Origin of the sequence: Sodalis praecaptivus (assembly GCF_000517425.1) — a bacterium.
In the GTDB taxonomy this organism is placed as follows: domain Bacteria; phylum Pseudomonadota; class Gammaproteobacteria; order Enterobacterales; family Enterobacteriaceae; genus Sodalis_A; species Sodalis_A praecaptivus.
In genome coordinates, this window is record NZ_CP006569.1 from 2,555,530 (window position 1) to 2,578,215 (window position 22,686).

Genomic DNA, 22,686 nt, shown 5'->3' on the forward strand with positions numbered 1-22,686 from the left:
GTCAGGTTGGCGCCCTAGCCGAGGCGCATGGGCAAGCGGGCCAGCCCGCCGCCGGCAGCCCTGGCCAGGGGGGGAATAACGCGCGGATCTTAGCCCGCACCACGGCTTAGCGCAATATCAGGCCGGCGTAAACCTCGCGACTTCGCTCACCAGCGCCGCCGCGGGGGGGGTGCGATCAACCCGGACCATCGCTGGCCGCCGCCAGCAGCGGCACAACCAAATCGCTTATCGGCGTCGCAATACCGTGTAGGCGGCCGCAACGCTGCACTACGCCGTTGCGGCTGTCCCATTCCAGGGGCTGGCCCGCTTGCCTGTCGGCGAGGATGGAGGTGCCTAAATCGGGCGGTGAACGATGAAAACCCGCCATGATGGCCTGCGGGACATCGTCTTTAAGCGTCGCGCCCTCCGCGCGCGCCACGTCAAGGCACTCCCGCAGATAGGCCAGGGCCAGCGCGGTGATATCGGTTCTGGCAAACATGCCGGCGCGGCGGCCGGCTAGTACCATCAAACCCGCCACCGCGTTCTGTAGCAATTTGCGCCACGCCACAGAAGTAAAATCTTCCGCGACGTCAACCGTACATCGCGTGTCGCTGAGCGCCGCCAGCACCACCGAGGTCGCAGACGTCTTCGGCAAGGTCAGGCGCGGTTGGCCGCGTAGCCACACCGAGGCATCCGGTTCACGCTGCGCAGGAAACCACACCACCGAAGGCAGCACCGTACCCTGGGACAGGTAGGGCGCGAACAGCGCGTGCTGCTCAACGCCGTTCTGTAGCGCACAGACAACCGTCTTCGCACCACACAACGCGGCGAGCCAAGGAGCCGCCGCCGCCACCTGGGTGGTTTTGACCGCGACGAAAACCAAGTCGAACGGCGTCGTCAGCGTGGCTGGATCGGTAAGCACCGGCCCAGGTACGTTGATATGAGTGCCGTCGACGCGCAAGGTCAGATGATCGTGCGCCGAACGGCCGCATAGTGTCGGCGTGCGCCCGACCTCATGCAGCGCCGCCGCCACGGTGGTACCGATGGCCCCCGGTCCCACGAGGGCAATGGTTGGATTGTCAGACACCATGATCTCTCCTCTCCTCTTTTGATTATCATTACCCCCCCCCCGGCAACCGTGCGGCGCGGGACAGTCTTTCTCGCCAAACGCCGCCGTTCACCCACGGTGGTGCCGAGCGGGTGGGCGCTCAGCCCCCCTCGCTTCTACCCTGCTCTTGGCAACCGCTTATCTGGCGCCCAAATCTGCGCATGACGTTGCAGCAGGTTATGGCCGGGCTGCGGCCGGCGACGCGGCACGCCTCCCCGGGCCTTCAGCCGAGGACGATCGCGCCGATGGCGATGACCGCGCAGGCCAGCAGTTTGCGCACGGTCAGCGTTTCCCCGAGGAAAACATAACCGATCAGCGCCGCGAACACGACGCTGGTTTCACGTAATGCGGATACCGCCCCCATCGGCGCGCCGGCCATGGCATAGATAACGATGCCATAAGCCAACAGCGAGACCAGCCCGCCGATAAAGGCGGTAAGCAAACCGGGGCGGTAGCGCCATAGCGACCCCGTGCCGCGCAGCCCCATGTAAACCGCGGGCATCAGGACGCCCCACAACAGGCTCATCCACACCGTGTAGGCCAACGGGTCGCCGGACAGGCGCACGCCAATGCCATCCGTCACGCTATAAGCGGCGATGAAACAGCCGGTTCCCAGGGCATAAGGCAGGCTCGGGACCGCCAGCCGGCGCCCTTTGCAGGCCAGCGAGATAATCCCCCCCGAGATCAGCGCGATGCCGATAGCCGCGCTGGCGCCGACCCTCTCGCCGGCGAAGATCGAGGCCGCGAGGGTGATTAACAAAGGAGAGGATCCGCGGGCAATCGGATAGGTTTGCCCGAGATCGCCCGCCTGATAGCTCCTGACCAGAAACAGGTTATAACCAATGTGCAGTCCGGCGGAAAGCAGCGCATAGGGCCAGCTTGATCTGGCCGGCGGCGCCAGAAACGGCGTCATCGTGGCGCTGGCGATCCCGACCGCCAGACACATGATGGTCATCGACCAAAGTCGGTCGCTACCGCCGCGCAACAGCGCATTCCAACCGGCATGCAGCAGCGCGGCAAATAGGGTAATTAAAATAATATTAATGGGCATACATTATAGTAAGCAGACTATAAGTCCGGACGAAAGCGAAGTGTTTTCATTCCGTCATGAATAAATCCTCATAGGTTATCCATAACGTTGCTGGGCCATATTGGCCTGCGTCATGAGCCAGTGGCGAAAGCTTTGAATAGCGGATTGCGTTTCAATGCCTTTGGGACAGACGAAATAGTAGGCGACAGGCGAAGGGAACGGCACATCGAACAGCCTGATCAAGCTGCCTTCGCCGATTTCAGCTTCCACATGCCCGCTGCGCACCAATGCTATCCCCTGGCCCTGTAGCGCCGCCGCGATAGTCATGTTGGTGTCGGCGAATCGGACGCTTTCCTTCAACGCTACCAGGCCTACGCCCACCCGTTGAAACCAGTTCTCCCATTTTGGTACCAAATCCGCGCCATCGCGCGTAAGTAACGGGTATCGCAGTAATTCACCCGGGTCGCGCGGCGCCCCAAAGCGATGCAGAAACTCGGGACTGGCAACCGGGAAAATCTGTTCCCGGAACAGAAACTCGGAGTACAGGGCAGGATAACGCCCGGTGCCGAAGCGGATGGCGACGTCCGATTCGGCGTTGGAAAAATTGATGGCCTGATCCGTGGTTTCCAGCGTGAGCAGAATTTCCGGATGCTGGCGGGACAGGCTGGGCAATCGGGGAAGCAGCCATTTCAGCGCAAAGGAGTAAGTGGTACTGACCTTGAGGCGGATCCGGCCCTTTTGCTCGCGCAAATCGGCAAGCGTGACCTCAAGATTGGTGAAGAATTCACGTACGATCGGCGCAAGCGCGGCGCCGGCCGGCGTCAGGCGCAATGTTTTGCCCCGTTGGAATAACGACACGCCCCAGATCTCTTCGAGGTGCTTGAGTTGATGGCTGACGGCGCTTTGGGTGATATGCAACTCTTCAGCCGCGGCGGTAAAGGTGGCATGCCGGGTGGCCACCTCGAAAGCGCGCAATGCGGCGCTGGGGGGGACGTTTTTTATGATCAGGTCCTCGTCGAGCCGGTAAACCGGCAAACATCGCCAATGATGAACAAGCTTGCATGATAGAACATTCTCTTGTCTTTGCCGACAGAACGGTTCACGCGTGCCGCCACGTTGGCAGACATCATCCCACGGCGGCGTGAATGACGCGGCCACCCCAGGGATCAGGGTAGCGGGACCATCTTATAGCCGGCGACGGTAACGATGCGCCGGAGAGGGTGCGGTTAACCGGACGTGGCCATCTCTGCCGGCTCGCCGCTGGTATCCCTTATCTGTAATCCGACCGGCAAAAGGGTTTGGCACACCGCCGTCTGCGGCTGGTCGAGACGCATCAGCATCGCCCGGGCGGCGGCCTGTCCCAGCTCGCGTTTCGGTTGCGTGACGGTGGTTAGCCCCTTCGCCTGTAGGCTGGCCAGCGCGGTGAAATGCACGCCGAAGGCATCATCAAAGCCGCAAACCGAGATATCCCCCGGCACCGACAGCCCGTGCGCGTTGAGAGCGTTAATGACCTCAAGCGCGACAAAGTCGTTTGCCGCCAGCACCGCGCTGGGCCGCGGCACGCAGTTGAGCAGGCGCTCGGCGGCCCGGCGGCCGCTGCTGGCCTGATAATCCCCTTCAATCAAATAGCCTTTCGGCACCGCGCACCCCAAGCGCGACATCTGGGCCAGGTACGCGTCTTTGCGTTCGCGCGCCGTGGAGGAGTGCGACGGGCCGGCGATGAAAGCAATGCGCCGATGTCCCAGCCCGTGCAAATGCCCGAGCAGCAGCGCAATGGCCTGTAGGTTATCCGGGCCGATATAGTCGGCGCTGAGGCGGGCGGGCCGGCGGTTAACAAAGACGCAGGGCGGCCCCGGGAACAGTAGCTTGCGCGATTCCGCGCTCAGGGTCTGCGACACCATAATCAGGCCGTCAACCTGGCGGTCAAGCAACGAGCGGATAAGCGTCTGCTGTCGCCGGCTCTTTTCATCGGTATTACACAAAAATAGCGTGTAGCCCGCCGCGCTGACCACCTCATCAATGCCCTTGACGATGGCGGGAAACAGCGGGTTGGTGATATCCGCCACCAGCACCCCCAGCGTCATGGACCGTTGCGTGCGCAGCGCGCGGGCCAAGGTCGACACGCGATAGCCCAGCCGTTCCGCCGTCGCGAGAATGAGCTGTTTTTTCACCGGGCTGACATAGCCGTTGCCGGCCAGCGCCCGGCTCACCGTCGAACGCGACATGCCGGATTCACGGGCGATATCGGCAAGGGTCGCGCGCCCGGTCGGCGGCGCTGCGTGTACGGGCTTCATAAGCTCTCCCTGGGTTGACGAGTTTCGGTTATACCCGAAACAGTGGGAAAAATAAACTGGGATCGATCTCACATACAGCGCGGCCAAAGCCAGGTAAGTTAACGATGGTTATGCTGCGCTGCGGGCGTTTCCATGCCGTTACCCGTTGCGCTTATTTTTTTAGCGCCATATGGGAACGATCCCATATTAAACTCGTTGATTAACAACAGATATTATGAAACGAAAAAGCAAACTGACCTCTCTCAGCGAGGCGGTGTTGAGCGTGCACGACGAGCAACGCATCGCGCTGGGCGGTTTCGCGATTTATCAACGCCCGATGGCGCTGGCCGCCGAGCTGGTACGTCAGCACAAGCGTCGGTTGACGCTGGTCGGTATTGTCAGCGCAATCGAAGCCGACCTGCTCATTGGCGCCGGGGTCGTGACGCGCGTCGAAACCTCTTACGTCGGTCTGGAGCGCTTCGGCCTGGCGCGGAATTTCCGCCGCGCCGCCGAACAGGGGACGCTCGAGACGGTGGATTATCCCGAGCTTATCGCTTGGGATCGTTTTCGCGCCTCGCAAGAGGGGCTCCCCTTCTGGCCTTGTACCTTTCTGGGCGGCAGCGGTGTCGCGGCCCACAATTCCGCTATCGTGCCCTTCCTGTGCCCCGTCACCGGCCGCCAGATGTGGGCGGTCCCTCCGGCAAATCCCGATGTGGTTCTGGTCCATGCGCCGCTGGGGGATGAGTACGGGAATGTGGCTTTTCACGCCCGAAAAATGCTGCCGCAAAGCGCGGATATCACGCTGACCCGCAGCTGCGATCGAGTGATTGTCAGCGTCGAGAAAATCGTCAGCACCCGCGAGCTCAGCCGACAGCCCCATTGGGTGGAAATCCCGGCGTTCCGCACCACCCACATCGTCGAGGCGCCTTTCGGCGCGCATCCTACCTCTGTCCCGGGGCTTTACGACTGCGATGAGCAGGCTTTTGACGGTTATGTCCGCGCCAGCGTGACGCCGGAGGGCTTCGCACACTGGCTGGACGCGCACATTTACCACCGGCCTGACCATCAGGCCTATCTGGCGCAGGTGGGCACCCAACGTCTGCTGGCGCTGCGCGCGACGGAGGTGCCGCAATGAAACGCCCTGTCTGCAGCCGTGAAGAACTGATTACCCTTTTGCTGGCGAAAGAGTTGCGTAACGGCGAAGTGGGCTTTACCGGTCTCGCTACCGGCGGCGCGGCCGCCCTTTACATCACCGGCATCCCCCTGGCGGCCATGGCTTTTGCCCAGCAGACCCATGCACCGGATCTCACCATCCTCCTGGCCGGCTGGTGCATCAATCCCGACCTCAGCCAGCTGCGCGCCCTGCCCAGCGCCGAGTTTGACAACGCCCTGCAATCGCTGCCCTGCGAAGCGCAGATGCAGCACTACCCCGGCCACTATGCGGTTCGCCGCGGCGACGTAGATTTCGGCTTTGGTTCCGGCGTGCAGGTGGATCAACAGGGGAATATCAACAGTACCTGCATTGGCGACGTCCGCCGGCCCCAGGTGCGCCTGGTGGGCTCGATTCTGTTACCCGAACATATGACCTGCTTCGGCCGCGAATACCTGATGATGCCGAGGCATGAGCCGCGCACGCTGGTGCCGCAGGTGGATTATGTGTCCGGCGTCGGCTGGCCCGGCGGCGAAGCCGGACGCGCCGCGCTCGGGCTGACGCGCGGCGGGCCGCGTTGGATAGTCACGCCGAAAGCGATATTTGACTTTGACCGGCAGCAGGGCCGCGCGCGCCTGCTGTCGATTCACCCCGGCGTCAGCGCCGAAGAGGTCCGCCAGAGCACCGGTTTCGCCGTACAGCCCGATGAGGTACCGGTAACGCCGTGGCCGACCGCGGAAGAACTCGACATCCTGCGCCGGGTGGTGAACCCGCACGGCGCGCTGATCCCCCCTCCCGATGAGGTCTGAACTGATGAAAAGCAAACTGACCACGCTCTCGGACGCCGTGGCGCGTATTCCCGCCGGCGCCAGCATCGCGCTCGGCGGCTCGCTGCTGCGCCGTCAGCCCATGGCGTTGGTGCATGAACTGATACGCCAGCAAAAGCGCGATCTGACGCTGCTTACCTGGGCGACCACCCTGGCCACCGACATGCTGGCGGCCAATGGCGCCATTCGCCGCTGGGAAGGGATTTACGCCGGCTTCTTTCGCCACGGTCTGGCGCCCAATTTCCGTCGCGCGGTGCAAAGCGGGCAGATTGAAACCCACGATTACTCCGAATCCGCCTTTGTTGCCCGCTTTCGTGCGGCGGCAATGGGACTGCCCTATTTGCCGTCCAAAGCGCTACTCGGCACCGGCATGCAGGGGAAAAGCCCGGAAGAGATCACACCCATAACCTGTCCCTTTACCGGTCAGCCTCTGCTGGCGCTGAAGGCCGCCGATACTGATTTTACCCTGCTGCACGGCTACGTGGCGGATGAGTACGGCAACGTGCAATGGCCGGTGGTGCGCGACAGCGACGATATCGATCAGATGATGGCGTCGGCGTCCAAGCGGCTAATCGTCACCGTGGAGAAGATCATTCCCCACCAGCAGGTGCAAGAGCGTCCGGCGCTGACCTATATTCCGCATACGCTGGTGGAAGCGCTGATTGAGGTGCCTTATGCCGCCCATCCCACCGCCACCGACGGGTTTTATAACGAAGATGAAGCCGCGCTGAAGGGCTGGCTGACGGCCTCCGCGACCGCCGAGGGGGCGGCGGCCTGGCTGCGGGAGTTTGTCCACGGCTGTCCCGCGCGCCAAGACTATGTGGAAAAAGTGGGGTCGCTGGCGGCCCTGAGCGCTTTAGACGTCGCACGGGAGTTTACCGTATGAGCCAACCCCATTACACCACCGAAGAGCTGATGATTTGCGCCATTGCCCGCGAACTGCGCGATGACGAGCTGGGCTTTGTCGGCCTCGGCACCGCCGCCCGCGCGTTTACTCTGGCGGTAGGCATCCCCATCGCCGCCGCGCGCCTGGCCCAGCTGCGCCAGGCGCCGGGTTTTTCCATCTACTGGGGAAATTTGCTGACGCCGTCGCTCGACAGCATTCCGAACGCGCTGTTGCAGGACGCCTACACCCACTGGCCCGCCGCCGCCTCGCCTGCCGATGTCGGCTACAAAATAGACATGGTCACGCGCGGCCGCTTCGATGTCTCCTTTGAATCGGCGCCGCAGGTGGATCAGTACGGCAACTTGAATATCACCGAAATAGGCGGCGCCCAGCCGCCAAAAACCCGACTGGTGGGCTGTCTGGCGCAGACCGAGCATTTGGCGTTCATTAAACGGCCGATGATCGTCACCGATCTGACGCCGCGCGCTTTCGTGCCAAAGGTCGATTTTATCACCAGCGTCGGCTATCTCGACGGCGGCGACTCGCGGGCCAAACTGGGTCTGCCCGGGCCGGGGCCCGCATTGTGTATTACTGATAAGGCGATCTTTGACTTTGAGCCGCAATCGAAACGCATGCGGCTGCGTTCATTACACCCGGGTGAAACGGTGGACAGCGTGCTGCAGGCGATGAGTTTCGTCCCGGTTATCGCTGACCAGACGCCGCCGACCGCGGCGCCTACCCAGGAAGAGGTGCGTTTGATTCGTGAGGTTATCGATCCCCACGGCACGCTTTATCAATTAAAGGCCAGCGCCTGAGGGCCCGGCGCGTCAGTTCTCGCTGACGCGCCCGGTAGAGCCGCGGACGATAAGCTTCATCGGGAAGATTTTTTGCTTGGGTTTCGACGGGCTTTTCTGGAAGACCATCTTCAATACCATCGCCGTCGCGGCGGCGCCCATTTCGCGACGCTGTAGGGCAATCGTGGTGAGATTGATAGGCGAGAAAGACGCCATTTCAATATCATCCAGGCCAATCAGCGAGAAATCCTGCGGAATGCGCAGGCCCGCACCGTGGGCGGCGTTCATTACGCCGATAGCGCTCATATCATTGGCGGCCAGAATGGCGGTGGGACGCGGGCGCATGGCGAAAAAGCGTGTCGCCGCTTCATAGCCGCCCGTCACTTGGTAATCCCCCTGCACCACATAGTCCGGATTAAACGGCAGCCGATGCGCGCGCAGCGCGGAGAGATAGGCTTCATAGCGCTCATCAGCGGTGGAGGAGTCGCGCGGACCGCGAATTAGCCCGATACGTTGATGCCCCAGCCCGACCAGATGTTTCACCGCCGCGCCAATGCCCTCTTCGTTATTGGCGCCCACATAGTTATCCTCATGGTACAACGAGCGGCGTTGCAGCATGACATAAGGGGTTCCTCCCGCCAGCAACGCCCGCACTTCCGGGGATTCGCAGTGCTGCGACAGCATCACCAGCCCGTCCACGCGGCGGTCCAGCAGCACGCGCATTTGCGCGAGCTGTTTCTCCAGTTGACCGTCGGTGTTGCACACCAGCAGGCTGCACTGCTCCCGGTCGGCGATATCTTCGATTCCGCGCAGAAAATCGGGCGATGACGGGTTCGCCACATCGGCCAGCAGCACGCCGAGCGTGAAGGTGCGTTGCATACGCAGTGAGCGCGCCACCACCGAAACGCGATAGCCGAGGCTGTCCGCCGCCGCCTGTACCCGGGCGCGAGTGGACTCCTTGACGATCGTTTTGCCGGTCAGGGCGTTGGACACCGTTGATACCGCGACGCCCGCCTCGCGCGCGACGTCAAAAATGGACACTTTCCCGTCAGCGCGGGGTTTGCTTGGCGGTGCTTTTCTGGACATCCGGCGGGTACCTGCTGCATCGGGTTAGAGGAAGAAGAAAATGATTATTACACAGGCGTCAAAATCGGAAAAAACGTTTTTACCGGGAGTGTGCGCGACACCAGGCCGGAGAGGCGCCAGGCCTCTCCGGTGGGGGTTAGCGGGTTTTCGCCAGCATAGCGTCACCGCTGGCTTGCTTTACCGGTTTGCTGTCCATCGCGTCGTTCAGATCGCGGTGCATGGTTTCGCCGGTGCCCAAAGCACAGAAACCGGTGATGACCCCTGAGACGATGATCATCCAGGCTATCGGCCAGAATTCGCCGCCGGCCCACGCCACCAGCGCGGTACCCACCATCGGGGTAAAGCCGCCGAAGACCCCCGCCAGTTGCGATCCCACCGACACCCCGGTGTAGCGGACTTCGGTGCTGAACATTTCCGACAGATAACAGGGCTCAATGCTGTACATGGAACCGATAACGAAGCTGTAACCGAGAATCAGCGCCAGGTAGACCCCCCACATCGTGCCGCTGTCCACCAGCCAGTAGAAGGGATAGGCCAGCAGGCACGAGCCAAAAGCGCCAATCAGGAACACCGCGCGACGGCCAATTTTATCGGAAAGAATACCCCATAGCGGGAAGGCGATAAGCCCGGTCGCGGCGGCCACCATCACGCCGGTCAGCACCGTACTGCTCGGCATATGGAATTTCGAGGTGGTGTATTGCAACACATAACTGATAATCAAATAACCCACGACGCTTTCGCTGATGCGCAGCCCGGCGGCCAGGAAGATCTGGCGCGGGAATTTTTTGAAGACCTGCACAATCGGCAGACTGGTTTTTTCACGCTCCGACAGCATCTTTTTAAACATCGGCGGCTCTTCGATTTTCATGCGAATAAAGATACCGATGCCCATCAAGATAATGCTGGCGAGAAAAGGAATACGCCAGCCCCAGGCGAGAAACGTATCATCCGGTAATGCCGACGCCAGCGCGAATGAACCGGTGGCGCACAGCACGCCGAGCACATTGCCCAACTGGACAAAGGTGCCGTAAAAGCCGCGCTTTTTCTTGGGCGCGTACTCAATCATCATGGTGGTGGCGCCGCCCCATTCTCCCCCCACCGCCAGTCCCTGAATCAGGCGGATAATCACCAATAATACCGGCGCCGCCAGCCCGATCGTTTCGTAGGTGGGCAAAAGGCCAATCACCACCGTGGCGACCCCCATAATGGTGACGGAGGCGATAAGCATCGCTTTCCTGCCGACGGTGTCGCCGTAGTGGCCGAAAATCACCGCGCCGATCGGGCGGGTCACGAAGGCGACGCCCAGCGTGGCGAAGGAGACAATGGTCGCCACCGTCGGCGGCAGCTCGGTGAAAAACAGATGTGGAAACACCAGCGCGGCGGCCGCGCCGTAAATGAAATAATCGTAAAACTCGATAAAAGTCCCGATCAAACTGGCGAACGCCACTCGGCTTAGCTGTTTTTTATCGACTTTATCGCTGGCGGCCTCGGTTGCAATGTTATTCATATAACCTCCCTCGGGAGTGGGCTTGTAGGGACCGTCGGGGAACATCACGCGCTCCCCGTGTGTGGTGTATTCAGAGATAATCAAAAGCCTGCGCCAGCTCGGGCAGGCGGTCGCGTCCAGCGTATTAGCGTTGTAGTCTGCCGCTGGCCCAGCCGACGGCGGTCTGTTCGCCATGCTGGTTCTCCGCCCAGACATGGAAGTTAACGAGGTCGTCCTCCACGGTATCGACGACCGCTTTGCAGGTGATGCGGTCATCGCGGTAAACAGGCCGGATATAGGCCATTTTGATCCAGCCTGAGGTGTGCCAGCCGTCGCCGATAAAGCGCGCCAGCATTTCGGCTATCCAGCAAGTTTCCATCATGCCCTGTGCCAGGGTGTCGCGGAATCCGGCTTTGAGCGCCACCTCAATATCGGTATGGATGTTGTACCACTGGGTATTGCCGCCGGAGAACACCGTCATTTGCCCTTGCTCCGGCCGTTTTTGCAGCGGCTGTACCGGGGTCCCCGGCGCCATATTCGGCCGCGCGTGGGCAAGCGGCGTGACCTCTGTCGGCCATACGGGACGGATATGATCCGCCCGCGGCGTTTTTGCCGACGCGCCGGTGCCAAGCTGAATGTCATCGGGGATGCGCATAATCTCGGTACTGACCTGGCGCACATAGTGAACGCCGCTATCGGCATCGTGCGCGTCGGTATCGAACACCGTATAGCCCTTGCCGCGTTTCATGTATTTGTCGGTGTATTTGCCGGTGTAGTGAATGCGCGCGTTAAGCGGCACCGGATTGATAAACCAGATTTCCTCTTTCTGATGCAGACCGACGGTGCGGCTCGGGTCATAGACGCTGCAAAACAGCGCCACCAAATCGCGTCCCAGCATCGGCGCGGGCACCCAGGGCGCGTTCTCCCCCAGGTAGCGCGGGCTGTAGTCGTCCAGGGCGAAACAGGCGCGCCGGCGATACGCTTCGTCCGCCGTGACGGTGACCGGGCCAATCGGCTCGTCCACCACCACGTTGTCGTAGGTGGGTTCACGCAGTTCGTGATTGATACGGGCCATGCTGTTGCTCCTTTATTCAGAGGGCGGAGGGGTTGCGATGCCCCATTCGGCCAGCACTTCATCGGTATGGGCGCCCAGTACCGGCGGCGCGCGGCGGATCGACCCGGGCGTATCCGAAAGACTGACGGTAATACCGTGCGTGGTGTAGGTCCCCGCGGTGGGGTGATCGATGTTCACTAGCTGATGGCGCGCTTTCAACTGCGGGTTTTCCAGCACGTCGCCAATGTCGGCCACCGCCGAACAGGGCACGCCCGCTTTATCCATCCGCGCCACCACCTCGTCCGCCGCCAGACCGCGCACCCACGCCGCCACCACCGCATCGATCGCCGCGTTATTCTCCAGGCGGGCGTGATAGTGGTTGAATCGCGCGTCCTCCAGCAGATCCTGGCGCCCCATTGCCTCCACCAGGCGTGCGAACAGCGCATCAGTCCCGGCGGAGAGGTAGACCCAGCGGGCGTCGGCGGCCTGGTAACAATTCACCGGCGCCGAGAAGCGGTCGAGATTCCCCACGCGACTCATCGTGCGCCCCAACTGCGCCTGCTCGGGGATGGCGGAGATAAGCATGCTGATGGCGCTTTCCAGCAGCGAGGCTTCCACCAGTTGACCGCGTCCGCTGGCGTGGCGGACGTTGAGCGCGGCCAGGGTACCGATGGTGGCGTACAGCGCCGAGGCGTAATCCACCATAAAGGTGCCCGCCATCATCGGCGGCCCCTCCGGCTGACCGGTGATACTCATAATGCCGCTCATCGCCTGGGCGATGGCATCGAAACAGGGGCGCTGCGCCAGCGGGCCGCTTTGGCCAAAGCCCGAGATGCGCACCATGATAAGCCGTGGGTTAAGCTGATGCAGCGTTTCCCACCCGCAGCCCATTTTTTCCAGGGTGCCGGGACGGAAGTTTTCAATCAGTACATCGGCCTTGGCGACCAGCGCCCGCAGCTGCGCCTGCCCCTCCTCCGAGCGGAAATCCAGCTCCAGGCTGCGCTTATTGCGGTTAAACGACAGAAAATAGAGGCTCTGATCGTTGAGCTGCGGCTTGTTCTGCCGGGTATCTTCGCCTTTGCCCTTGCGCTCCACTTTCACCACATCGGCCCCCATGTCCGCGAGCTGCATGGCGCAAAGCGGACCGGCGATAAAACGGGATAAATCGAGCACCTTCAGTCCTTCCAGCGATCCTGACATCAGCGTGTCTCCTGTGTTTGCGGCGTTCGCCCACAAGCGGCGTCCACCAGATGGGCGAACGCCACCATACCGGGATCATCCAGACCGACGGAGCGGTCGGCGAACATCCGCGCCCGCCCTATTTTGTTCGGTTTCTGGCGATAGCTTTCCAGCGCGGCGGCCACCGCCTGCGGCGCCGCCTGGGGCCAGCGCGGCGCGGGCTCGCTTTCCAGCGCGTGTCGCACCGCATCGATGGCATCCAGCACCGTCTTATCGCCGAGGCTGGCGCCGCCTCGCGCCGTCAGCGCCGCCAGTACCGCCGCAAGCAGCGGCGGGAGCGCGTTCGCTTCCAGCGTTTGTTGCCCGGCGCTCTGTTTCGCCGCCGTCAACAGCGCCACGCCCAACAGCGTGCCGAAGCTGGAACCGGAGGCGCGCACGCAGGCCAGGGATGCCGCCTGGAATACCACGGGGATATCCTGCGGCGGCGTCGCCAGCGCCTGCTCGGTCAGCCGGGCGCACTTCTCAAGCGTCGCGCCGAGATCGCCATCGCCCAGTTGACCGTCCAGCGCGTTGAGTTCCGCCGCCGACGCTTTCATTCGGTCGCAGCAGCGCAGCAGCACCGCGGCCAATTGTTCTGCATTCAGGTTCATTGCGCGTTACTCCAATAAGGATGGGACACGGGCGTTAGCAGCAGCGACGCCAGCTCCTCGTCCAGTTTCATTAGGGTCAACGACGCCCCCGTCATCTCCATGGAGGTCGCGTAGCGGCCAATTTGCGGCGCACGGGCCACAATGCCGTGGCGCTTTAACCCGGCCTGCACCTGGCGCCAGAGAATGAACAACTCCTCCAGCGGCGTGGCGCCCAGGGAGTTGAGCATCACCGCGACGCGGTCTCCGCGCGTGATGCCGCTGTCGTTCAACAACGTCGTCAGCATCTCATCGGCGAGCGTGTCGGCAGGCAGCAACGGACCGCGGCGGATCCCCGGCTCGCCGTGGATCCCCATGCCCATCTCCATTTCATCGTCTGCCAGGGTAAACGTCGGTTTACCCGCCTCCGGCACGGTACAGGGGGAGAGCGCCACGCCAAGGGTCCAGGTATTGTCCAGCGCGCGCTGCGCCACCGCCGCGACCGCGTCCAGCGTAGCGTCCGGCTGTTCCGCCCGGGCGCCCGCCACCTTATAAGCATAAATCAAGCCGGCAACGCCGCGCCGCTTGTGCCGTTCGTCTCGGCTGGCGCTGCCCACATCGTCACAGGCCAGTACGGTGCGGGTTTCGATCCCTTCCGCTTCCAGCATTTCCGCCGCCATGGCAAAATTCATTTTGTCGCCGCCGTAGTTGCCAAACAGCAGCAGGACGCCTTTGCCGCTATCGGCGGCGCGGATCGCATCCATACAATCCATGACCGCCGGCCCGGCGAATACATTGCCCACCGCGCAGGCATCCAGCAGCCCCTCGCCGACATAGCCGGCAAAAGTGGGCAGATGACCGCTGCCGCCGCCGGAGACGACCCCCGGCTTGTTGTCGGCAGGGATGGCGCGGGTGATCACCCGGCCCGCTTCGCCGGACTGCGCATACAGATGAGGAAATGCCAGACACATGCCGTGCAGGGCTTCGTCGGCGTAATTTTCCGGGTGATTGAGGATCTTTTTCATAGTCTGTGGTCTCCCGGCGGCTTAGTAGTTCAGTCCGTCTTTGTCATCAAACAGCGTGACCGGCGGATAAGCGCGTTCATCGGTCACCACATCAATCAGCGTGGTGGTATTGGCGGCAATGGCCGTTTTCAGGGCCGGTAGGAAATCGGCCGCGGTGTCGATGCGTACCCCCTGGCAGCCGCAGGCGCGCGCCACCGCGGCATGATCAACCGCCTGGAAATCGCAGGCATCGGTGTAGCCGCCGAACAACGCTTTTTCAGCGTGTTTTTCATAGCCGAGAATCTGGTTGTTCAGCACCACCAGCACCACGTTAATGCCCATGCGGCGGGCGGTTTCCAGCTCTGACCAGACATGGGCGAAGCCGCCGTCGCCCACCAGCGCGATAACCGGCGCTTCGGGACGGGCGATTTTCGCCCCCAGCGCATAAGGAAACCCCCACCCCAGACCGGCCAGGCCGCGCGGCGTGACGAACCGAGTGCCGGCGGCGCGGGCGGTCAGGAAATTGGCGACCCAGATCGAGGAGTAGCTGGCATCGGCCACCACCACGGTCTCAGGCGTCAGAATGCTGTCCAGATCGCGCATCAGGCGTTCTGGACGCAGCGGCGATGCCTCCAGATCAAGGGTGTTGTTCACGTCCGCCTGCCAGCGCTCATGGCCGGCGGCAATGCGTTTGCAGACGGCCGCACGCTGCTCATGCCGTTTCGCGAGATCCTGCTGTTGCAGCGCGCTACCCAGCGCTTCCAGCGTCAGGCGGGCATCCCCTACCAGGCGCAGCGCATCGTAGTTGCGCCCCACTTCCTGACCATCGATGTCGAGGTGGATATAACGCGCGTCAGGGGGATAAAGCGTCCAGCTGTCGGTACCGTTCTGGTTGGTACGATTGCCGATCATCAAGATAACGTCGGCCTCCGTCACCAGCTCGCGCAAATGCCGGGTACGCCCGCGCTCGCCCATGAAATAGCCGACCACGCCAACGGACAGCGGGTGGGTTTCATCGACGCTGCCTTTGCCCATCGCGGTGGTAGCGATAGGGAGACTGGCGCGCTCTTGCAGCTCCGCCAGCGCGGCGGAGGCGTCGGAGAGGTGTACCCCGCCGCCGGCAATGACCAGCGGCGCGCGGGCGTTTGCCAGCAGCCGCGCGGCTTCGGCAATCGCCTGCGGCGCCGCCACGCTACGATCGAGGGGAAAATGGCCTAGAGAACTGGCATGATGGCGAGGGATCTCCACCGCCTGTTCATTGAACAGATCGATGGGGATCACAAGCACCGCGGGACCGGCGCGGCCCGACGCGGCGGCGGTAAAGGCCATATCGACATAATCCTCAAGCCGGTCTATCTCACTGACCCGCTTGGTCCATTTGGCCACCCCTTTAAACAGCTCCAGATGGTCCAGCTCTTGGAAGGCGTTCTTGTCCACCATTTTGCGGTGAACATCCTGCACAATCGCCACCACCGGCACCGACGCTTTATAGCATTCGGCCAGTCCCGCCACCAGCAAAGTAGCCGCCGGTCCGTTTTGGGCGGTGACCACACCGACCTTGAACGCCAGCCGCGCATAGGCATCGGCCATGTAGCTCCCGGCATTTTCGGCGCGATAACCTACCTGGCGAATGCCGTACTGCGGCGTCACCAGAAACAGGGCTGCCGGAATGCTTTGCCCGAAAATAACCTCAACTCCATGACGTTTCAGCGCAGAGGCGACGATATGCGCCCCGGTCTTGCCCTGCTGTTCGCGTTGTTCAGCGCTCATGATGACTCCCGTAGTGATAGTTGGCGGTCTTCCCCACCGGTTGTGGCGGCCGACATCAACAAGTGGTTAACCGAGTGTTAACTTATCGTCAGCCTCACATAAAAACGTTTTTAATAAAAACGTTTTTATTGGGTTTTGCAGAGCATGATCACGGAATAGAAAACGTGCTATTCACGGTAACGAAACTAACCCAATGAAATTGATGACTAATTCGTCAGGGAGTTAAATGACGTTTTTTTTGAGCGACTTGTGAGACCGATCACAGGCGCGGGCGCGAGTCAACGTCAGGGGCAAAGCAGGGTCAACTCGGCTACAGGTCGGAGAAGAGCTTTAACGGCCAAGGACACCGCGGACCAAGACCCTTCGCAACCATAGACTTTCGCCGCTAATAGCAATCGGCGCTATTCACTAAATTAACGCGGTCTTCCCGGCATTTGCGCTAAACAGACGACGATTTTAGGATCTCTTCTGTGCGAAAAACCGTATACCCACGCCGCTCATCACGATTAATCGTCGCCGCTTCAGCCAGTTAACTTAATTTCCTCTCACCGGACACGCGGCGAGCGCATGACGCGATCCCGAGAAGTCGTGAGTCTTTTTCGCTTATATAAAGGGGTTTTTTCCATAACTGACCCGTTAACGCCCGCTGCGCTATGACCTCCTCAGGCGCGTTATGCGGCCGTCTGATGAACAAGGAAACCGTTATGTTGGCTAATCCCCCGCATCCTCTCGCCCCTTATCTCGGCGCGGAATCGGCCCATTGGTGGCAAGGTGATGTTTATTATGATTGTCAGGAGTACGAGGACTTTCCGCTGCGTAACGACGCGCCGGGCACGGCCCTCTCGCTGCCGGTATTTCAGGCAAGCAAAGTCCCCCTAAGTGAAGACGGCCGACGATGCCTGATACGGCTGTTTTCCGCTCTGGCCGAATATCAGCAATCCCATGTATTACAAGCCTTAGCGTCCAGCCAATATCTCGGTTTGCCGATTCAGATTGCAACGCTGGCGCAAAGCCTTTATACCGCCCTCATCGGCGGCCAAAATCGCCCCGCGCTGCTCATGGCATCCCTGACGCTGACCTGTCGATACCTTTTGGACGAGTGTCACCCGTTGGTGTTGCTTGCCGGCCATGTAAGGCAATGCCTGCGGGAATGGATAGGCGATCCCCTTATCGCCACCCTTTTTGGTCAGGATCTGGCGCAAGAAAACGCCAGCGCCAGCCTTTTGGCCTTCGGCTGTTGCGCCGTGGCGATTTTCCTTTGTCGGGACACACCCGACCCGCAGCGGTATACGCTGCGGCTACCGCTTTGCCTGGTGACGCTATTATGCAAAGCTCAGCTTTATTGGAGCATGCTCGACGACATCGCCAGCCAGGCATCATCGCGACGGCCCGCGCCGCTGATGATTACCGCCCGCGCGCAGAAAAGAGAGCCTGGCGCGCGGCTGTGCCGGTCTCGCTCCGCGCGATTATCCTGGGAAAAAGCGGTGGAAAAACGTCTCGACATCGGCGCGACGCCCTCGCCGCCACGGCCAAAAACGACGGCAATGTCGACGCTGGCCCGCAGCGGCGCGCAGTTAGCGGTCGCGTCTCTTCACCCTAGCGCCTTGCTGCCCGCCGCGATGGCCAGCGGCGCCGGCGCGTCGCCTTGGCCAAAGAAACTGCTCTGGGCGACGGCGAGCGCGGCCGGTTTGTCGGGTGCTTATCATCTCTGGCCGTCGTGGCTCACGGGCGCAACGGCCGCCGTCCCTCCAACCACGTCGGCCCCGCAAACCCTGGCACTGCGGCAATCGCGTCCTCAGGTCGGACGAAACGCCAGCAAATTCCCCTTCACGTTCGACCAATATGATCCTGACGTCCTCACTCACGCGCGCTATGGCACCCTGCTGCGCCCGTTTATTGAAAAGCATGTTCCCACCGACTTCTACCGCCTTTATTTCAATTCGCTATTAAATCGCGCTATTGCGCGTCCGGCCATCGCGGCGTGTAAAACCTGCCCCTACGCGCTATTTGTCAGTGAGATTTATCGGCAAACGGTCGATGAACTACACTTTATTCAGACGCTCAGCTATACCATCAATATTTCCCTTCCCGATTTCCCGTCGACGCTGCATACCCTTTATCTGGCCATGAGAGAGGAGTGGCGCGATATCATCGACACCGCTTATGTCGTCGAGACGGTGCTCCCGCCGTTGGCGAGTGGCTATGAACAAGGGTCGAAAGCTTTCACCGCCCTGCGGCAGCGGCTTGAAACCCGCTTACCCTTGCTAGATTTACCGTTACTCAAAAACCAGCTGTTAACGCTTTTGTTCTATCGAGGTAAAGAACAGGGCGGCAACCTCATTATCCCGCTGGAGTTTTGCCGGCAAATCTATCCTGAGCTGAAAATGGGATTGATGATTCACGGTGACATCACGCGAAGCGTGATTAATTACCTGACCGAAATACTTTATCGCGAGCTGTACGATTTTCAAATCGGCGCACTGGAGACGGAAAAAAACATTATTGAATATCACTATACCAACCCTAAAGAGATATTTTTGACGCTCAATAATAATGAAGGCCACAGCCCAATATCCCGCTCACTGGTGGCAATGCTGGTTTACAAGCGCCTCCTGCCGGCGCTGGAATATCTTCAAAGCAACGGTAAGCAAGGGAGGCCCAGCCTGCCCTTACCGGCGTTGGAGCATCTTATCACCGCGCTCATCCAGGGCGCTGGCCCCTGGCCAACCAAAGTCAGATTTCCCAAGATCACGGTAGGGATGGCGCAGGAAACGGCGACTGCCCCCTGGCCGTCAAGCGCCAACACCACGTCGGCGCCGGACCACGCGGCCGCCGCCGAGCAACTGAATGCCGGTCCTGGCGCAGCGCAGACGGCCGATCCGGCCCCTACGCCTCAGGACTATACGCTCGCGGGATTGACGCTGGCCGGTTTGGCGGCGGTGGCGACGATTTATGGCTATAAAGCCACCGTCGGCGGGCCTACCCCCTCCGTTGCCATACTCGGCGGCAGCGCCGGCGGTGTGACATTCGGCGCTATTACGGCCGTTTGTACCCACGATATGGGCGTTGCCGGTATTGCCGCCTTTAACGCCGGTCTTATGTCGGGAATGGCCATGGGCGGCATTCTGGAAAACCCGGTAGGCGAAAACAGGCACAGGAAAAGATCGTCCCACGGGGATCGTCGTGGCGGCACGCTGAGCGCACGCACGCTGTTCCGGGGCGAGGCATCGGCTGACGGCGTCAACCGTTGCCCCATCCTGGCGCCACAAGACCAGGATAGGATAGCGGGTCGCCACCCCTTCTACTATGCCCAGCAATGGCTGGAGCCCGCCGTCGATAAGGTGCTGTACTTTGGTCATCAAGAAGCGATCGACGATCCCCACTATGATTATATGAATGAAGCCGTCGAGCTCGCGCATCATTATCTGCGCCAGATCACCGTCATGATTGAAGCCTTGACGGAAAAGTTTATTACCCGCCGCCCGCTGTTCATGCGGCGCGTCAGAGACTATTTGCAATGTACGCTCGACAATGGTGAAAATGAGATCCTTGCCCACGCCGAGCAGCAATTAATGGATTATTGTCAACGCGCCCGTCAGTTTCTCAATGAGGCCAAGGCGGTCAATTTTACCAATATTGTCATTATTGCCACCCGCCATAGCAATCTCGGGGAGGCTTGCTTATTAAGGCACACGCGAAGCAACCTTAAGCAACTGCCCCTTGTTTACGGCGCGCAGCAATACAGCTTGCAGGGCCTGGTGTTTATCGCCGACGCGCTATTGTGTCATCCTGACAGGTGGCGAGGTCCGTCCGCAACGATATCGCTAACCCGTATTGACGAAGATGTGCTGCGCGCGACGCTACAAATTAGCTCGGTGTTAAACGATTATATTCCGCTCACGCAAGACAGCTTAACCCCATTACCGAACCAAAAGACCGTTAATACCGTCATGGCGCATAGTCTAAATACATTGGATAAAAGAAGTGGGCTGTATCAGTTTCTCGGTGACTATGCCGCCGTTAATAATGTGCGCTTACCGTCAAACCTGACCACCGCCTTGACGCAGCATAAGACCTTAAAGGCCAATGTCATTATGAAAAACGTGGATCACGTTGCCATGATACTGAAAACGTTATATCTACAGGAGAGTCAGTCCCCGCCATAACCCTGGAAAAACGAGCAGATATCTTCAACCCCGCTCCCCGCCCAACGTGGTGAATGCCCCTGTTCCATCCACGCGTCGGTGGATCGCGCTGATGCGCCGGGGGGCCGGTCTTGCCTCACTTCATCGGAATAACCGCATCCGCGACTGCGGCCTCCGTCGGCCGGCCTGACCCACCGCCATGCCGCGGCGATAGCGGCCCGTCGCACAACGTTATCGGCTCGTTTTTCTGCGGACATAGCGCCCCCCTCAGCGGCAATCAAGGGAAGCAAAAACCGATAGTGGTCTTCGCCGCGGGCAAAAATGTGCGTTTGTGAGAAATATCACAAAGACGGGAGAATAACGGTGCAATAGTATTTGGACTTAAGCCTTTTCGTGTCCTTACCGCGAATTAAGCAGACAGCAGCGCTGATAATATTAACAGACATTGCCGCCAATATGACGTCTGGCGCGGTGTTAAGGGGCGCATCATGACAAAAATATTAATATGCTGTATTTCAGGCACCACCGCGACGATGCTGGCGAAAAAAATAAATAAGCTCGCGCGCGATCAAAATAGGGATATTATTACCAGTGCGACCGGTCAAGATAATTTCGCCATCGCCGCGCCGCTCTATGATGCCTTTCTCATCGGCCCGCACATCACTTATAAGTTGAATTATTTTTCATCGCTCATTCCCGACCATAAACCGATAAAAGTGATCAACGGCAGTGATTATATCACCATGAACGCCGAGAAAATCCTTAATGACTTTATCGCGGGGCAGACACCGGTCAGTTAATCGCATCGTGCCACCGGACTCGTCTGGGTTTGACGGGCCCCTTGCCGGCGAAAGCACGGGGGGTTGCCGGGGAGGGTCGCACGGGCCGAGCGCTGCGGCGCGCGTTTGACCGGCCGGCGTTCGTCTACCCGCGCGTTGCCGTGTTAGGTCGCGGTTAGCCGCGGTCGTAAAACGCCGCCAGCCCCTGGGCAGGGTGTTGTTGCTGGTCGCGCGCGGCCAAAGCCGGTCTACCAATATACGATAGCCGTCAGCGGCCCGCGCCGGACTATAGACTCGTCTGCAATAGAGCATGCCCTCCTCCGTGACCTCGCCCGATAGCCTATTTTATGCTGCACAGCGCGAGGGAGTGCAGCCGATGGCGATGGCGGCGGAAGGTCAGGAACATGCGCCAAAAGTAGCGTCGATTGTCTTTGCCTAACGCCCGCCATAGGATCTTCAGCGCGCCGCCGATGCCCTCGTCATAGCAAAGCCCCGCCGGCGACAGTAGCGTCATGGCGCCGGGCCGGCTCTGTACCGCGCTGAACCCACCCTCGATCATCAGCGCGCGCCACTCCGACAGCGTCATCGGCTGAACGTTAACGTTGATGGCCTGGCGCAGTTGCGCCAGTACCGCGTTGGCGCCGTTCTGGCGTCGTAGCATGATGTCGTGCGTCAAGAGCCGACCGCCGGGTTTAAGTACCCGATAATACTCCGCCACCAACCGCGCTTTGGCCTTATGGGCGTACATGGTCAGCATCGCCTCGTTTATCACCACATCAAAATGACCGTCCGGATAAGGCAGATGCAGCGCATCCGCCTCCACAACCGTTACCCGCGCCGCTAAGCCGCACGCCGCCACGTCATGGCGCGCTTGCGCCAGCGCGGCGAGATCTTTGTCCACCGCAATGACGCGGCAGCCATACCGCGCCGCTACCGCGATGGCGGTCGTTCCCCGGTTGCAGGCCACCTCCAGCACCAGACTGTCGGCGCTTAACGCGGCGTGGCTCAGCAGCCATTCGGTCGCCCGCCGGCCCCCCGGGCGCAATCGCGTTTTGCCTAAACGGGCCAGGAATTTATGGCCAGCCTCAGGGTGCTCGTTCATCCTTGCACCGCCGGCTCACGCAGCATTATCAGCAGCATGCGCGAGGCCTCCAGGGCCTGTAGCGCATGGGGTACATTCGCCGGCAGACGTACCAACATCTCCGGCTGCGCGTCCAACGCTTCGCCGCCGACGGTGAAACCGATCCGTCCCGCCACGACCAGCGCCAAAGCGTCGAAGGGCGCCGAATGCTCGCTCAGCGCTTGCCCGCGGTCGAAAGCAAACAGCGTCACGTTGCCGCCCTGGGTCTTTGCCAGCACGCGGCTGGCGATCCCCTGTTCGGTGGGGGTGATAAGGTCGTTAAGGCGTAAGGCAGTGGCTGCCTGAAGCGAGGATGTGGCCATATAAATGCTCTCCATCAATCAATCATGCGCCTTGCGGCTGCGGCGCGGAATAAAGACCTGTTCATCT

At 60.8% G+C, this 22,686-nt stretch carries 20 protein-coding genes; 6 read left to right on the forward strand and 14 right to left on the reverse strand.

The window, feature by feature from the left end; translation table 11 throughout:
- Positions 1 to 175 precede the first annotated feature (175 nt).
- The 4 genes from SANT_RS11310 to SANT_RS11325 form a co-directional block, all read right to left on the reverse strand.
- Positions 176 to 1,069: an oxidoreductase gene (locus SANT_RS11310; RefSeq protein ID WP_200867244.1), complete on the reverse strand. Its 894-nt coding sequence runs from the start codon at positions 1,067 to 1,069 to the stop codon at positions 176 to 178.
- A 241-nt stretch (positions 1,070 to 1,310) separates the two neighbouring features.
- Positions 1,311 to 2,138, reverse strand: coding sequence for an EamA family transporter (locus SANT_RS11315; protein ID WP_025422405.1), 828 nt, complete (start codon positions 2,136 to 2,138; stop codon positions 1,311 to 1,313).
- A 75-nt stretch (positions 2,139 to 2,213) separates the two neighbouring features.
- A complete protein-coding gene (gene gcvA / locus SANT_RS11320) occupies positions 2,214 to 3,119 on the reverse strand; it encodes a transcriptional regulator GcvA (RefSeq protein WP_025422406.1) in 906 nt (301 codons plus the stop codon).
- A gap of 224 nt (positions 3,120 to 3,343) precedes the next feature.
- The gene (locus SANT_RS11325; RefSeq protein ID WP_025422407.1) at positions 3,344 to 4,411 is read right to left on the reverse strand and encodes a LacI family DNA-binding transcriptional regulator; all 1,068 of its coding nucleotides are present in this window, start codon (positions 4,409 to 4,411) and stop codon (positions 3,344 to 3,346) included.
- Between the two features lie 214 nt (positions 4,412 to 4,625).
- Here SANT_RS11325 and SANT_RS11330 point away from each other — a divergent pair, with 214 nt between their 5' ends.
- From SANT_RS11330 to SANT_RS22950, 4 genes are read left to right on the forward strand one after another with little or no spacing between them, the layout of a single operon-like run.
- Positions 4,626 to 5,525, forward strand: coding sequence for a CoA transferase subunit A (locus SANT_RS11330; protein WP_025422408.1), 900 nt, complete (start codon positions 4,626 to 4,628; stop codon positions 5,523 to 5,525).
- Entirely contained in the window at positions 5,522 to 6,349 is an 828-nt protein-coding gene (locus SANT_RS11335; protein ID WP_025422409.1) for a hypothetical protein, read from the forward strand. The genes SANT_RS11330 and SANT_RS11335 overlap by 4 nt, the downstream gene beginning before the upstream one ends.
- Before the next feature lie 4 nt (positions 6,350 to 6,353).
- A complete protein-coding gene (locus SANT_RS11340; protein WP_025422410.1) occupies positions 6,354 to 7,253 on the forward strand; it encodes a CoA transferase subunit A in 900 nt (299 codons plus the stop codon).
- Positions 7,250 to 8,068: a CoA-transferase subunit beta gene (locus SANT_RS22950; RefSeq protein ID WP_025422411.1), complete on the forward strand. Its 819-nt coding sequence runs from the start codon at positions 7,250 to 7,252 to the stop codon at positions 8,066 to 8,068. The genes SANT_RS11340 and SANT_RS22950 overlap by 4 nt, the downstream gene beginning before the upstream one ends.
- 12 nt (positions 8,069 to 8,080) lie before the next feature.
- Here SANT_RS22950 and SANT_RS11350 read toward each other — a convergent pair whose 3' ends face one another.
- The 7 genes from SANT_RS11350 to SANT_RS11380 form a co-directional block, all read right to left on the reverse strand.
- On the reverse strand, positions 8,081 to 9,133 hold the full coding sequence (locus SANT_RS11350) for a LacI family DNA-binding transcriptional regulator (RefSeq protein ID WP_025422412.1): 1,053 nt from the start codon (positions 9,131 to 9,133) through the stop codon (positions 8,081 to 8,083).
- 136 nt (positions 9,134 to 9,269) lie between these two features.
- Positions 9,270 to 10,640 carry an MFS transporter gene (locus SANT_RS11355; protein ID WP_025422413.1) on the reverse strand — a complete coding sequence of 457 codons (1,371 nt, stop codon included), beginning with the start codon at positions 10,638 to 10,640 and terminating at the stop codon, positions 9,270 to 9,272.
- 124 nt (positions 10,641 to 10,764) lie between these two features.
- Positions 10,765 to 11,694 (reverse strand): MaoC family dehydratase, encoded by a 930-nt coding sequence (locus tag SANT_RS11360; RefSeq protein ID WP_025422414.1) that lies wholly within the window; start codon positions 11,692 to 11,694, stop codon positions 10,765 to 10,767.
- 12 nt (positions 11,695 to 11,706) lie between these two features.
- The gene (locus SANT_RS11365) at positions 11,707 to 12,873 is read right to left on the reverse strand and encodes a CaiB/BaiF CoA transferase family protein (protein WP_025422415.1); all 1,167 of its coding nucleotides are present in this window, start codon (positions 12,871 to 12,873) and stop codon (positions 11,707 to 11,709) included.
- The gene (locus SANT_RS11370; protein ID WP_025422416.1) at positions 12,873 to 13,502 is read right to left on the reverse strand and encodes a DAK2 domain-containing protein; all 630 of its coding nucleotides are present in this window, start codon (positions 13,500 to 13,502) and stop codon (positions 12,873 to 12,875) included. The genes SANT_RS11365 and SANT_RS11370 overlap by 1 nt, the downstream gene beginning before the upstream one ends.
- A complete protein-coding gene (locus SANT_RS11375) occupies positions 13,499 to 14,503 on the reverse strand; it encodes a dihydroxyacetone kinase subunit DhaK (protein WP_025422417.1) in 1,005 nt (334 codons plus the stop codon). Before SANT_RS11375 ends, SANT_RS11370 begins: the two co-directional genes overlap by 4 nt.
- A 21-nt stretch (positions 14,504 to 14,524) precedes the next feature.
- On the reverse strand, positions 14,525 to 16,252 hold the full coding sequence (locus SANT_RS11380) for an acetolactate synthase catalytic subunit (protein WP_025422418.1): 1,728 nt from the start codon (positions 16,250 to 16,252) through the stop codon (positions 14,525 to 14,527).
- A gap of 704 nt (positions 16,253 to 16,956) precedes the next feature.
- On the opposite strand from SANT_RS11380, the gene SANT_RS11385 reads away from it, so the two are divergent.
- A complete protein-coding gene (locus SANT_RS11385) occupies positions 16,957 to 20,418 on the forward strand; it encodes a hypothetical protein (RefSeq protein ID WP_025422419.1) in 3,462 nt (1,153 codons plus the stop codon).
- Positions 20,419 to 20,885: 467 nt separating this feature from the next.
- Positions 20,886 to 21,197 (forward strand): PTS sugar transporter subunit IIB, encoded by a 312-nt coding sequence (locus tag SANT_RS11390; RefSeq protein ID WP_025422420.1) that lies wholly within the window; start codon positions 20,886 to 20,888, stop codon positions 21,195 to 21,197.
- On the opposite strand, the gene SANT_RS24120 is transcribed toward SANT_RS11390, so the two are convergent.
- Genes SANT_RS24120 through SANT_RS11400 form a run of 3 tightly spaced genes read right to left on the reverse strand, consistent with a single transcriptional unit; the run spans position 21,081 to position 22,619 of the window.
- Entirely contained in the window at positions 21,081 to 21,488 is a 408-nt protein-coding gene (locus SANT_RS24120) for a DUF488 family protein (RefSeq protein ID WP_148296276.1), read from the reverse strand. The two genes, SANT_RS11390 and SANT_RS24120, sit on opposite strands and share 117 nt — an antisense overlap.
- A 28-nt stretch (positions 21,489 to 21,516) precedes the next feature.
- Positions 21,517 to 22,278, reverse strand: coding sequence for an SAM-dependent methyltransferase (locus tag SANT_RS11395; protein ID WP_025422421.1), 762 nt, complete (start codon positions 22,276 to 22,278; stop codon positions 21,517 to 21,519).
- Positions 22,275 to 22,619, reverse strand: coding sequence for a cupin domain-containing protein (locus SANT_RS11400; RefSeq protein WP_025422422.1), 345 nt, complete (start codon positions 22,617 to 22,619; stop codon positions 22,275 to 22,277). Before SANT_RS11400 ends, SANT_RS11395 begins: the two co-directional genes overlap by 4 nt.
- Positions 22,620 to 22,686: the final 67 nt, after the last annotated feature.